The organism is Muricauda sp. SCSIO 64092, from assembly GCF_023016285.1.
Classification (GTDB): Bacteria; Bacteroidota; Bacteroidia; order Flavobacteriales; family Flavobacteriaceae; genus Croceivirga.
Genome location: NZ_CP095413.1, coordinates 2863568 through 2876178 on the forward strand (window position 1 = coordinate 2863568; position 12611 = coordinate 2876178).

Genomic DNA, 12611 nt, shown 5'->3' on the forward strand with positions numbered 1-12611 from the left:
AATGCCCTAAAATTTAAGTATATAAACTCCCTACCCTTAGAAATAGTATTTGACCCTTATGGATTTTTCAAAAAAGATTCTGCATTGGTACGAACAAAATAAAAGGGAACTCCCTTGGAGACAGACCGTGGACCCCTATAAAATCTGGTTGTCCGAAATAATGCTGCAGCAGACACGTGTGGCACAAGGCCTGCCCTATTATGAAAAGTTCGTAGCCTATTTTCCAACCGTTTTTGATATGGCCAGGGCCACGGAGGAACAGGTATTGAAATTATGGCAGGGACTGGGGTACTATTCCAGGGCCAGAAATATGCATGCCACGGCTAAAACCATAGTACAGGAACATGGTGGTGAGTTTCCCACAACCTATGAAGGTCTTCTTAAATTGAAGGGTGTGGGCGATTATACGGCCAGTGCCATTGCGTCTATCTGCTTTAATGAACCACAACCCGTTGTTGATGGCAATGTTTATCGCGTGCTTTCCAGATATTTTGGTGTGGATTTACCCATTAATTCCACCGAAGGGGTGAAGTATTTTAAGGAATTGGCCAAAAAGGTCATGTCCTTGGATAATATTAGGGATTATAATCAGGGCATTATGGAGTTTGGTGCCATTCAATGCGCTCCAAAAAAGCCGTATTGCCTGCATTGCCCCCTTAAGGAAAGTTGTGTGGCATTGGCTAAGAATCGGGTTTTGGAACTTCCCATCAAATTGAAAAAGACAACGATCAAAGAACGAAATTTTAACTATTTGGTTTTTTTGGATGCGAATGGGAATACAGTGCTGGAACAACGCAAGGGAAAGGGAATTTGGCAAGGACTCTATCAATTTCCCCTGCTGGAGACCAATGGCAGTACTACTGAAAATGAATTGAAGGCCAAGGCTTTGGAGCATCTGCCAGATAAGGACAAGGCTTCGGTTGTCCGCTTTAATTCGGAGCCCATTGTCCATAAATTGTCCCATCAACATTTAAAAACAACCTTTTGGATCGTTGAGGGCCATTTTAAAATGGAAGGGGGCATTCCATGGTCAAAAGTTGAGGAATTCCCCGTACCTGTTTTGATAGCCGACTTTATCAAAAGGTTTAAAAATCACTATTTTTGACAAATAAATAGTTATGAGCGGAACAGTAAACAAAGTGATGTTGATAGGCCATCTGGGAGATGAGGTAAAAGTACATTATTTTGAAGGAGGCGGTTGTGTTGGGCGATTCCCATTGGCTACGAACGAAACCTATACCAACAGGCAAACAGGCGAGAAAATCACCAATACGGACTGGCATAATATCGTAGTGCGCAATAAAGCGGCTGAAATATGCGAAAAATACCTTAGTAAAGGGGACAAAGTATATGTTGAGGGCCGCTTAAAAAATAGACAATGGCAGGGAGAGGATGGTAATACCAGATATACTACCGAGGTCCATGTACAGGATTTTACTTTTTTGACCAACAAAAATGAAGTACAAGCTTCAACACCCGGCACCACCGAACAGGTCCAAGGGTCAACTCCCCAAGGGAGCATTAGTCCAACTCCTTCCACAATGGAGGAAGATGATGATTTGCCATTTTAACGATTAGAACCCTTTTAATTGGATCCTGAGCCCCATAGTGCGATCGTATTAGCTGTTTTTGATGGGATATTGGCCATAAAGTGGGGTGTTCTTTTTTTACTCCTACTTTGTTCGGCACTTATCTCCGGTGCAGAAGTAGCCTTGTTTGGACTTTCGCAAACCGATATTAATTCCATTTCTGAGGAAAACACCAAAAGGGGGGGCTTGGTGGTACAACTGCTTTCCAAACCCAAGAAGTTACTGGCCACCATTCTTATAGCAAACAATACCATTAACATAGGGATTGTATTGCTTTTTAGTGATATTGGGGATGTCCTTTTTGGTAATATAAAGCAATTGCTATTCGGGTTCATTTCCGTTCGTTTTTTACTTGAGGTTGTTATGGCCACCTTTTTGATTTTGATGTTCGGGGAGATACTTCCTAAAATTTACGCCAACCGCAATCGGATCCAATTTGCCCATTTTATGGCTTACCCCTTGCGGGTACTGGATTATCTATTTACGCCATTTAGTTCACCCATGCGCTCCGCCACCCTATTTTTGCATGAACGGTTGGGAAGGCAAAAATCCAATTTAAGTGTGGATCAATTATCCCAGGCTTTGGAACTGACCTCAGAAGGGGATACTACAAAAGAAGAGCAAAAAATCCTTGAGGGAATCGTCACTTTTGGAAATACGGATACGAAACAGGTCATGCGCCCTAGACTGGATATTTTCGCCCTAAACGAAGAAATGAAGTTCTCCGAGGTATTGGAAGAAATCAAAAAGAACGGATATTCCAGGATTCCGGTGTTCTCGGAACATATGGACAATGTGGTGGGGGTGTTGTATGTTAAGGATCTATTGCCCTATCTGGAACGAAAATCCTTTAATTGGATGTCTTTGTTACGAGAGCCCTACTTTGTTCCTGAAAACAAAAAGCTGGATGATCTATTACTGGAGTTTCAAGAGCAGAAAAAACATATGGCCATTGTGGTGGATGAGTATGGGGGGACCTCGGGAATCGTAACCTTGGAGGACATTATCGAAGAAATAGTTGGGGACATTAGTGACGAGTTCGATGATGAGGACCTTACCTATTCCAAACTGGATGAACACACCTATGTCTTTGAAGGAAAGACCAACTTGAAGGATTTTTACAAAGTGATCAAAATGCCGGATGATGAACAGGATTTATTTGAACAGCAAAAAGGGGAATCGGAGACCATAGCTGGATTTGTTTTGGAAATCTCCGGTAGCTTTCCAAAAAGAGGGGAAAAAATATCCTTTGATAACTACCTGTTCACTGTAGAGGGATTGGATAAAAAGCGATTGAAACAAATAAAAATAAATCTGCCCAATGGGACGTAATCCAATGCTGTTTTTACTGTTTTTAATGCTATGGGGTTGTGGGGAACACACGATTCCCAAACCTAAGGCCATGTTACGATTGGAGTTTCCAAATGGGGAGTACAAGGAGTTTGGGGAAGAGGGTTGTGAATTTGGTTTTGCCAAGAATGAACTGTCCTTTATTACCGCCAAAAACGATTGTTCCATGGTGTTGGATTATCCCATGATGAAAGGTTCCATCTATCTTACCTATAAACCCGTGGACAATAATCTAAATACCTTGCTCACCGATGCCCAAAGGCTTTCTTACGAACATGTGGTAAAAGCGGACAATATCATTGAACAACCTTTTGTCAATACCAGGGAAAAGGTGTACGGTATGTTTTATGAAGTTACGGGAAATGCCGCTTCACAGTCCCAGTTCTATGTTACGGATAGCATTAACCACTTTGTTACGGGTTCCCTATATTTCTATGCCAAACCAAATTATGACTCCATCTATCCGGCAGCGGTTTATCTACAGAAGGACATTCGCAGGATAATGGAAAGTTTGCACTGGTGAGTATTTGTCATTTGATCAACTCCGTATCGGGAAATGCGGCCTTATAGCCGAACCAAAAGGCATTATGTGTAGGAAAGCGAGCCAATTCCTTCCCCGTTGAACGTACCATTTTAGCTTCGGTCAAGGTCCATTGTACTCCATTTTGATCATATACCACCCCCTTGTCATAGTCCTTAAATTGAAACCCCTCGGTAAAATATACCCTATGTGCTCCTGTCCTATCCGTAAAAACGGTAAAGGGAATCCCATCCAGATTGGATTGATATATCTTGTTCTTTCTAAGGTATTTACTGGCTATGGCCAGTTTTTTGTCCGTTTTCTGGGGAAGCCTAATGGATAGGATTTCATCTTTATTCTTTAGTGCCGTATCAATTTTGGGAACAGTGAACATTAAATCGTCCGTGGCAAAGTATTCTTTATAAGCAACACCTTCCCCATAATTTCTGCTATGACCTGTATCCAGGGAAAGTACGGAAGTATCTGGATGCAATTTTTTCCATTGTCCCCATGTAGTGGTGACAACGCTCATATATTCCAATGCAATACCTTTATCCACCAAGGGGCCTATAACGGGTTTTCCTTCCAATGTGCTCCATAGCGATTGTGTGGCCTTATCATACATCAACTTATTGGAGCGGTATAGAAACCCGCTTGTCCCCAGTTCATGGTTTTTTCCTTTATGCGCGGTCTTATAGAGGATAACCGTTCCACATAAAGTGCAATAGACACCTGCCAGGGGAACACCACCAATGGAGTCCACAAACATTTCATGCCAAGCCAGGATACGCTTTGGATACGCTCTGGCCTCCCCATTCACCTCAATACCGAAAACGATGTTGCCATCCCTTAAGTAGGTAGCTTTTTTGGCGGATATCATTTTAGGCTGTCGCAAGGGTGGAATTCCATCTTGAAGTACGCCTCCCCACCGTACCTCGTCCAAACGAATTAGGCTTTCTTTGACCCTATCCTTAAAATAGTTTTCGAATTTGCGGTCTATACCGCGATAGAGATTGGCTTTAAATTCAAAGTAATCCGGAGTATAGCTGGGTTCCTTGTTCCATACGTACTGAAACCAGGAATTCAGATCAGTATCGACCGGCTGCTTGGTTTTCTCCTGAAAAAGTTCAGTTAACAGGGTCCTCACCCGTGGACTATTCGAAAAATAGAACGACTCCAATAACAAAATTTCATAGCTTTCCTTCCAATGGTCGCCTATCTTTTTGATGATAGCGTCTTGGGCAGCTTTATCAGGTGTGGAAAGCAGCTGAAAAAAAAGCAAACTTCCATCCTCCTTCTGTGTTGGCGAGACTGGTTTGGAAATACGTTCAGTTTTGGATTGGTTTTCAAATGTCCATAGCAGAAACGAGGAGATGACCAGTAGCGAAAAAAGCAGGGTGCCAAAAACAAATTTCATGACCAATTTTACTAATTGGTCGTAAGATATGGCCACATATTGGACTTTAACCCTACTTTAACTTGTGCTAACGGCACATAGCAGAATCAACTTATCCACTTGGGATTATAAGAAATATGGGGTGAACCCTGGGGACATTGGGTCCTGGACAAAACTATTTATTTCCCCAATAGGGCCTCCGCGCGTTCGATACTGGAGTTTATCTGTTCACGCATTGCCTTTACCTTTTCTTCCTCTTCATCCAACCACTTTTGCTTTTGTGGGGTGAGTTCCTTGCCATTAAGGATTTCATCAGAATCAAATCGATCTCCAAATCCCCTCATCCAATCCATCATGGAATCATGGGCATTTTGTAGATTTTTCATGGCAACTTCATATTGTTTGCCAGTTTCAGTGGTATCGACCTTGCTTTTTAATTCCCCTACCAACTTGCCCAATTTGCCCATTTTGGGCATTACTTCGTCATGAATGGCCATGACATTCTGCATTTGGGTGGACTGGGCCGCTTCTTTCTTTTCTTGTTTGCAAGAGAGTGAAAATACGAGAAAAGCTATGAAGGAAAAGCTAAGTAGTTTTGATTTCATGGATTCTGGTGTTGTTCCACAAAAATATAAAAGGCGCTCCTATTTTAAGAGCCTGTTTGGGAATTTGTCAATTGTTTTCTTATGTCCCTTTTTGCACGGCACATTGTTAAAATTTTAGTCCATAACTATGGCTATGCACAAAAATTTTGCCTCGTTCCGCACTAAAAAATGGCCTATAACAATTCCAATCACAAATTCCCAAATAGGCTCTAAGAACGCCTTTTATGAATTTTTAAGTAAGGGGATTATTCAAAATCCGCCGCACTGACACCTTCATTGATTTTAATCTCCTTAACCATAAATTCAAAGTTCATTGGACCGGCAGATTGCATGAGCCTAAAAGGGAATTGTATTCCGGAGACTTCCTTATAATCCGCGAATTCAATTGATGCTTCAACCATTTGGCCTTGTGCCTCCTGCACCGAGACCTCCTTTACCTTTAATCCCGTCTCTACATCATAGTATGCGGTTTTATTGTCGGAAATCTTGATTTTATATGCTTTTTTAGCGCCTACGGGCTCTACGCCCTCCAAGCTTACATCACCGGCAATTAAATAGTTGATTTCAGGAAATGTAGTGGCTTCGGCCTTCATTTTTTCAATCTCTTCCGGAGTGAGTTCCTTTCGCTGGCCCATAGCCATGCTATAGCCCTTATTGCCATCTATTACCTGCTTCTGCATGGAATTCCCCATCATTTTAACGTCTTGCAAAAATTTATTGTTATCGCTTTTCTTCATGACCAATTCCAAAGTTTGGCCTTGTAAGGTGGCTTCGGCAATCATGGAAAATGACGTGATGGCCTCTAACTTTTCCCTGCCGCCGATAACCTCAATATACTTCTCCAAAACAGCCGTAGCATCAATCCCCTCCGGAATGGCCGCATTGTAATCTGGTTTACTGGTCTTAGTGGCGTATTTGTCGTAAAAAAGAACGGGGACCTTTTTGTTGTTGAATTGCACTTTTTCCAGGTTCTCCAACACCTCACTTCCCTTTCCAACAACTACGATACGTGCATTATCCGTGGAGAAATACTTTTGCGCGGCGTTCTGTACCTGATCGGTGGTTATGGCGTCTATTCGCTCCAGGTACGTTTTATAAAAGTCCTTGGGTAAATCTTCCTTTTCAATATTTAACGCGTACTGGGCGACCGTTTCCGGGTTTTCCAGCGCCATAACGAACCTACCGGCATATTTGGCCTTGGTGTTTGCCAATTCTTTTTGGGAAACCGGTTCTTTACGAATCCGATCAATCTCACTTAGTATTTGAACTACCGAACTGTCCGTAACTTGATTTCTTACCTGGGCAAAAGCATTAAAGCGGGTTGGGCCATATTTATCATTTCTGATGTTGGAATAGGAGCCATAGGTATACCCCTTGTCTTCCCTAAGGTTCAAAAACAATCTTCCTTCGCCACCGCCACCGAGAATTTGGTTGGCTATTAAAGCGGGGAGGTAATCCTCATCCTTCATTTGTAGCTCAATCAAATTTTGAACGGACACTTCGGACTGCACAGCGTTTGGAGCATCCACAAAATTGATCTGCGTATATTGGGCATCCACAGGCTTGCCATACGTTAAAGTGGGGGGCACCGCCCTGGTCCATGGCGTAAATGCACTGGTAACAAGTTCCTTTACCGTATCAAAAGTTACATCGCCCACCACAATTAAATAAGCGTTTGCAGGGACAAAGTTTTTACGATAATACTGTTGTACATCCGCAAGTGCAACAGTATTGACGGTTTCCTCCGTGATGAATTCGCCATCTGGGTTGTTCTTTCCATAGCCAAGGGCCAACTGCACTCTCCTGGCAATGGCGGAAACGTCTTTTTCCTGCGTTTTCAACCCAGTGATAAGTTTCGCTTTTTCTTTTTCAAACTCTTCCTCCGTGAAGTTGGGATTAATGGCTGCGTCAGCCATCAATTCCAATATTCTTGGAAAATATTTGGACAGGGAACTTGCAAAAGCACTTTTTGCACCAAAGGCTATGGTTGCCCCCAAGAAATCCACTTCTTCATTGAACTCGTCTTTTGGAACGGTAGTGGAGCCATTCCCCAGCATGCTGGCCATGAGCGAAGAAACCCCAGCTTTTTCACCTTCCAGGACGGGTGGGTTGTCAATATCCAATTGAATCCTGACCCTGGGCAATTTATTGTTTTCAACCACCATGACCTTAAGGCCATTGCTCAGTTCAAAAGTATTTGGCTCCGATAGGTTGATCTTCGGTGCTGGACCGGGCTGTGGTTGCTTGCTTCTATCAACTTGGGCATTGAGGGCAAAGGCCAGGAAAGCAAAAACGAAAATAGCTATATAGTTTTTCATTTGATACATCTTAAAATTCGGTTTTTTCTCCGGGGAGGTAATTGATAATGACACTTTGGTTAGGCTTTAAGTATTTATTTGCCACTTCCTTGATCTCTTCCCTGGTAATGGAACGATAGATATCGATCTCCTTATTGATAAGATTGGTGTCGCCATATAACATATGATATCTTGCCAGGGAATTTGCAATGCCTTCCACGCTTGAGTTGGAATTCACAAAGTCATTCTCAAATTTGTTCTGTAGTTTTTGGTAATCTCTTTCCGAAATAAGTTCGTCCCGTACCTTGGTGACTTCCTCCTCCATTTCCCCTTTCAAAACATCAAGGCTGGTTTCCCCAACAGGCAATGCAAAAACCAGGTACATGCCATAATCTTCCTGTCCAATATTGAATGCCCCTACTTGTAACGCCTGTTTTTGCTCATCGACCATTTTTTTGTACAGCTTGGAACTTTTGCCATCGCTTAAATAGGTGGAAATCATATCCAATACGTAAGCATCCCTTTCCCTAAATCCCGGGGTTCTATAAGCGAGACCAATAGCCGGTATTTGAATGTTGGCATCGTAAGCGTTGGCTGTCCGCTGCTCGATAATGGGGTCTTCCTTGGGATAGTTTCTAACAATATCCGCACCTCTTGGGATGGAGCCAAAATAATCCTGGATCATTTTTTTTGTCGAGGGAATGTCAAAGTCTCCGGCTACGACCAGAACAGCATTGTTGGGAACATAGTATTTTTTGTTGTAGGCCTCAACATCTTCCAATGTCCCTGCATCCAAATCCTTCATATAGCCTATGTTAGGGTCTTTGTAAGGATGTTTGTCGAAAAGGTTTTTTCCAAGGACCGTTAGGAAAGAGCCATAGGGCGTATTATCATATCTGAGTCTCTTTTCCTCCTTAACCACTTCTTTTTGGGTGTCCACACCTTTTTGGTCTATGACCGGATGTAACATGCGTTCGGATTCCATCCAGAGGCCCAACTGAAGATTGTTGGAAGGAAACACTTCATAATAATACGTGCGATCTTGGGAGGTGTTGGCATTGTTTTTTCCGCCATTTGAAGATACGATTTCAAACCATTTTCCCCTTTCAATATTTTTGGTCCCCTCAAAAAGAAGGTGTTCAAAAAAATGGGCGAAACCTGTTCTGCCTTCGGTTCTGTCCTTTCCTCCCACATGGTACATTACCGATGTGGTTACTACTGGGGCACCATTGTCCTGGTGCAAGATCACGTGGAGTCCATTATCCAAATCATACTCCTCAAAAGCCACTTCCTGTGCACTGAGCATTCCAGTACCCATAAGGAGCAGGCTAAGAGCAATGTAAAATCTTCTCATTTTTTAGTGTTTAGAATAAATTTAGTTCAATAAGTGTCGAGTAACACTTGTATTTGTTACAAAAATTCTAAAATAAACAGCTGTATGGAAAATAAGAAGTGATTAACAATAATTTATACAATTCATTTTTTTATCTTAAGTGGATAAGAAAAGTATTGAAAATGAAAACCTTATCCCTTCCCTTTCGTTTTGGATTGGTGACCAGTGCTTGTTTGGTGGCCTATTTTTTGATTTTGTCCCTCCTGGGCAAACACATTAACGTCTTCTTTAGTTTGTTCAATGGAGTTATCACGGGCTTTGCCATTTATGAGACCATAAAATATACCAAGATCAGGGAAGGCTCTAAATTCACCTATGGGAGTGGATTCAAGGCGGGGATAACCACTGGTGTCGTTGCCACACTATTTTTCACCGTATTCTTTGCGTTATACTCCACCGAGTTAAGCCCTTCATTTTTGGACGAGCTTTCCGAGGTTTGGGCCAAGGACTATTCCAATTTCAAGGGAATTGTGTTTTTTACGGTATTCATTATGGGAATCGCTACCACCATTGTACTTACCCTGACTTTCATGCAATTGTTCAAAGCTTCCAATAATCCCAAAAAATAATACTTAAACCGCTTGCACTACTTGTGAATTAGGGAATTAGCAGTATATTTGCACCCGCTATTCGCAGAATGGCACTAATTATAAATCAATAGAATAGATATGTACGCAATTGTAGAGATGGCAGGGCAGCAATTTAAAGTTGCAAAAGACCAGAAAGTGTACGTTCACCGTTTGCAGACGGAAGAGGGCAAAAAGGTAGTTTTTGACAAAGTCCTTCTTTTGGAAGATAATGGAAACGTTACCATTGGCGCCCCGGTCATAGAAGGTGCAGCTGTTGAGGCAAAAGTGGTAAAGCACCTAAAAGGGGACAAGGTCATTGTCTTTAAGAAAAAGAGAAGGAAGGGTTACCGAAAGAAAAATGGTCACAGACAGTATTTGACCGAAATTTTGGTTGAAGGTATTGTCGCAAAAGGTGCAAAAAAAGCTACCCCTGCAAAGGAAAAAGTGGTAAAACCTAAAGCTAGGGCCGTTACCCCAAAAGAAGAAAAGATCGAAGCTCCAAAGACGGCCCCCAAAAAGGAAGCAGCCCCAAAGGCTACGACCGACTTGAGCAGTAAAACGGTGGCAGAGCTAAAGGAAATGGCCAAAGCTGCTGGAATCACAGGAATCTCATCAATGAAAAAAGCAGAGCTTATTGAAGCTTTGAGCAAATAAAATTTAAAACGAAACATCATGGCTCACAAGAAAGGTGTAGGTAGTTCTAAAAACGGTAGGGAATCAGAATCGAAACGCTTGGGCGTTAAGATTTTTGGTGGCCAAAAAGCAGTTGCAGGCAATATTATTGTTCGTCAACGGGGTACAAAGCACAACCCAGGTGAGAACGTATATGCCGGTAAGGACCATACCTTGCACGCAAGGGTGGACGGAACCGTTAAGTTTGAAAAGAAAACAGGAGGGAAATCCTACGTTTCCATAGTTCCGGAGGCTTAACGAAACGACCTCTTCACATAAAACAGACCCCTGATAGTACTATCAGGGGTTTTTGTTTTTAGATCCTGTTTGGGAATCTGTCAATTATTTTCTTAAGTCCCTTTTTGCACGGTCCATCGTTAAAATTTTAGTCCATAACCATGGCTATGCTTTTCCATCGCACTGGCTCGCCCATAGCTTTCGCCATGTCGTGCCTCGTTCCGCACTAAAATGGTCCATAACAATTCCAATCATAAATTCCTAAACAGGTCTTAATGTTTTAATAAAGCTATAATAATATACCGTACCATTAGGATTAGTATCCTTCCCTCTTTAAAAGGATCAAAGGATGAAGAAGGGGATTTACATTTGCTTTCTGGTCGTTGCTGAAGCCCTGTTTGCACAGTCTTACAAAGGGTTCTTGTCGCACAATAAACAATCTGACTCCATTTTTTTTGAACTCAAATCCGGGCTTGAAGAAGCGAAAAAGGGGGCTTCTTCCCCTATAGTGGCAAAAAGGCATTGGGAACTTGGGGAATTTTATCGAAATACAGGGGTGTATTCCGAAGCAATCGAACAGTTTAACCAATCATTGAAGCTATTAGGAACCCCTCCCGAAGATACGCTCCAGGTCATAGTGAACAATTGCATTGGAAAAGTACATCTATCGACCCATAAATTTGGGTTGGCACTGCAATACTTTACGGAAGGGGCAAACATTTCCAATATCTTGGATTATACCAAAGGGAGGGCCGTTTCAAAAAGCCTTTTGGGAACATGTTATGAAAAAGAAGGAAACTATGTAGAGGCTTTGGAACATCAAAAAGAAAGTCTTTCCCTTTTTCAAAGTCTGCAGGACGATAGTGGAATTTCCATGGTCTATGAGAACATCGGTAGTATTCATGAAGATTTGGGGGACTATGACCTTGCTTATGGTTATTTTCTCAAATCCCATCACTATTTACAGGGAAAGGGAACGGCGCGTGAAGCGAATGTGCTGAACAATTTAGGGGACATTTATCGAAAAAGCGGGAATTATGAAAAAGCTTTGGCATATACACAAAAAGCCAAGGATGTAGCAATGGGAATAACCGATTACCATCAATTGGAAAGCGCCCATAAGGACCTTTCCAAAACCTATGTGCTGATGGGGAATTTTAAACAGGCCCACCACTATCTTTCAGAGGCCGAAGAATACAACAGAATAGGGCTGGAAAATCAGAACACTAATCAGCTCAATGTGCTCCAAACCATTTATGAGACCCACAAAAAAGAAGGTGAGATACAGCTTTTGAGGGAACAAAATAAAGTGAGCAAGGCCAATCAAAACCTACTGTGGGTGGCACTATTTGCCCTTGCGGCCATACTTACCATTCTGTATACCTATCTGGGGAGAAAGCGAAAGGCGAAGCTCAAACTCCAGGAGTACAAACAACGCGTGCTCAAAGCAGAATTGGAAAAGAAAGCATTTGAGGAGAAAAACCTGCAACAACAAGTGCAATTGAAGACAGCGGCATTGTCCAGATACAGTCTTCATTTGGCGCAGAAAAACAAGATTTTGCTCGATTTGTCCAAAACCCTTAAGAATAGCATTGTTCGGCGAAATGTGGATCTTAATTTCAAGATAAATGAGCTTGTAAAGGAAATAGACTTCAATTTGCAACAGGAAGATGAATGGGACGAGTTTATGAACTTTTTCAAGGAAATCCATCCTAACTTCATCAAAAAGCTATCTTCCCTGTCCGGTTGTAATCTTTCCCCGGCAGAAATGCGTTTGGGAATGTTGTTACGCCTTAACCTATCTTCAAAGGAAATTGCGTCCATTTTAAGGGTTACTCCAGATAGTGTTAGGGTAGCAAGACACAGACTTCGAAAAAAACTTCCCATAGACCAAAAAGAGGAGTTGGTCAACTTCATGGTAGACTTGTAAACCACCTATGTTTTAGCAATGGTTACTGCAATGTAAATTAATTGTGATTGTTG

Annotated in this window: 12 protein-coding genes; 8 read left to right on the plus strand and 4 right to left on the minus strand. The window is 42.0% G+C overall.

The genetic code is table 11. The features are described 5' to 3' along the window. The first annotated feature begins 58 nt into the window (after positions 1-58). From mutY to gldD, 4 genes are read left to right on the plus strand one after another with little or no spacing between them, the layout of a single operon-like run. Positions 59-1105, plus strand: coding sequence for an A/G-specific adenine glycosylase (gene mutY, locus L0P88_RS12160; RefSeq protein ID WP_247130195.1), 1047 nt, complete (start codon positions 59-61; stop codon positions 1103-1105). 13 nt (positions 1106-1118) lie between these two features. Beyond that, positions 1119-1571: a single-stranded DNA-binding protein gene (locus tag L0P88_RS12165; protein ID WP_247130196.1), complete on the plus strand. Its 453-nt coding sequence runs from the start codon at positions 1119-1121 to the stop codon at positions 1569-1571. 18 nt (positions 1572-1589) lie between these two features. Beyond that, complete coding sequence (locus L0P88_RS12170) at positions 1590-2921, plus strand: gliding motility-associated protein GldE (RefSeq protein WP_247130197.1); 1332 nt, start codon at positions 1590-1592, stop codon at positions 2919-2921. Then, on the plus strand, positions 2911-3462 hold the full coding sequence (gldD, locus tag L0P88_RS12175) for a gliding motility lipoprotein GldD (RefSeq protein ID WP_247130198.1): 552 nt from the start codon (positions 2911-2913) through the stop codon (positions 3460-3462). Before L0P88_RS12170 ends, gldD begins: the two co-directional genes overlap by 11 nt. Positions 3463-3469: 7 nt before the next feature. On the opposite strand, the gene L0P88_RS12180 is transcribed toward gldD, so the two are convergent. The 4 genes from L0P88_RS12180 to L0P88_RS12195 form a co-directional block, all read right to left on the minus strand. Further along, the gene (locus L0P88_RS12180) at positions 3470-4876 is read right to left on the minus strand and encodes a DUF3179 domain-containing protein (protein WP_247130199.1); all 1407 of its coding nucleotides are present in this window, start codon (positions 4874-4876) and stop codon (positions 3470-3472) included. A gap of 158 nt (positions 4877-5034) precedes the next feature. Further along, positions 5035-5460: a hypothetical protein gene (locus L0P88_RS12185; RefSeq protein ID WP_247130200.1), complete on the minus strand. Its 426-nt coding sequence runs from the start codon at positions 5458-5460 to the stop codon at positions 5035-5037. Positions 5461-5705: 245 nt separating this feature from the next. Next, positions 5706-7778, minus strand: a complete 2073-nt coding sequence (locus L0P88_RS12190) for a M16 family metallopeptidase (protein ID WP_247130201.1) — start codon at positions 7776-7778, stop codon at positions 5706-5708. Between the two features lie 10 nt (positions 7779-7788). Next, positions 7789-9111 (minus strand): M16 family metallopeptidase, encoded by a 1323-nt coding sequence (locus L0P88_RS12195; protein ID WP_247130202.1) that lies wholly within the window; start codon positions 9109-9111, stop codon positions 7789-7791. A 161-nt stretch (positions 9112-9272) separates the two neighbouring features. Here L0P88_RS12195 and L0P88_RS12200 point away from each other — a divergent pair, with 161 nt between their 5' ends. The 4 genes from L0P88_RS12200 (at position 9273) to L0P88_RS12215 (ending at position 12558) form a co-directional block, all read left to right on the plus strand. Continuing rightward, positions 9273-9719, plus strand: coding sequence for a DUF4199 domain-containing protein (locus tag L0P88_RS12200; RefSeq protein WP_247130203.1), 447 nt, complete (start codon positions 9273-9275; stop codon positions 9717-9719). 99 nt (positions 9720-9818) lie between these two features. Continuing rightward, positions 9819-10373, plus strand: a complete 555-nt coding sequence (gene rplU, locus L0P88_RS12205) for a 50S ribosomal protein L21 (protein WP_247130204.1) — start codon at positions 9819-9821, stop codon at positions 10371-10373. Between the two features lie 18 nt (positions 10374-10391). Then, entirely contained in the window at positions 10392-10649 is a 258-nt protein-coding gene (gene rpmA, locus L0P88_RS12210; protein ID WP_158775907.1) for a 50S ribosomal protein L27, read from the plus strand. A gap of 328 nt (positions 10650-10977) precedes the next feature. Then, positions 10978-12558 (plus strand): tetratricopeptide repeat protein, encoded by a 1581-nt coding sequence (locus L0P88_RS12215; protein WP_247130205.1) that lies wholly within the window; start codon positions 10978-10980, stop codon positions 12556-12558. Positions 12559-12611 lie beyond the last annotated feature (53 nt).

Coding starts and splice junctions, on each gene's coding strand:
- L0P88_RS12215 (WP_247130205.1), top strand. CDS start 10,978: ATGAAGAAGGGGATTTACATTTGCTTTCTGGTCGTTGCTGAAGCCCTG.
- rplU (WP_247130204.1), top strand. CDS start 9,819: ATGTACGCAATTGTAGAGATGGCAGGGCAGCAATTTAAAGTTGCAAAA.
- L0P88_RS12185 (WP_247130200.1), bottom strand. CDS start 5,460: ATGAAATCAAAACTACTTAGCTTTTCCTTCATAGCTTTTCTCGTATTT.
- gldD (WP_247130198.1), top strand. CDS start 2,911: ATGGGACGTAATCCAATGCTGTTTTTACTGTTTTTAATGCTATGGGGT.
- mutY (WP_247130195.1), top strand. CDS start 59: ATGGATTTTTCAAAAAAGATTCTGCATTGGTACGAACAAAATAAAAGG.
- L0P88_RS12200 (WP_247130203.1), top strand. CDS start 9,273: ATGAAAACCTTATCCCTTCCCTTTCGTTTTGGATTGGTGACCAGTGCT.
- L0P88_RS12195 (WP_247130202.1), bottom strand. CDS start 9,111: ATGAGAAGATTTTACATTGCTCTTAGCCTGCTCCTTATGGGTACTGGA.
- rpmA (WP_158775907.1), top strand. CDS start 10,392: ATGGCTCACAAGAAAGGTGTAGGTAGTTCTAAAAACGGTAGGGAATCA.
- L0P88_RS12190 (WP_247130201.1), bottom strand. CDS start 7,778: ATGAAAAACTATATAGCTATTTTCGTTTTTGCTTTCCTGGCCTTTGCC.
- L0P88_RS12180 (WP_247130199.1), bottom strand. CDS start 4,876: ATGAAATTTGTTTTTGGCACCCTGCTTTTTTCGCTACTGGTCATCTCC.
- L0P88_RS12165 (WP_247130196.1), top strand. CDS start 1,119: ATGAGCGGAACAGTAAACAAAGTGATGTTGATAGGCCATCTGGGAGAT.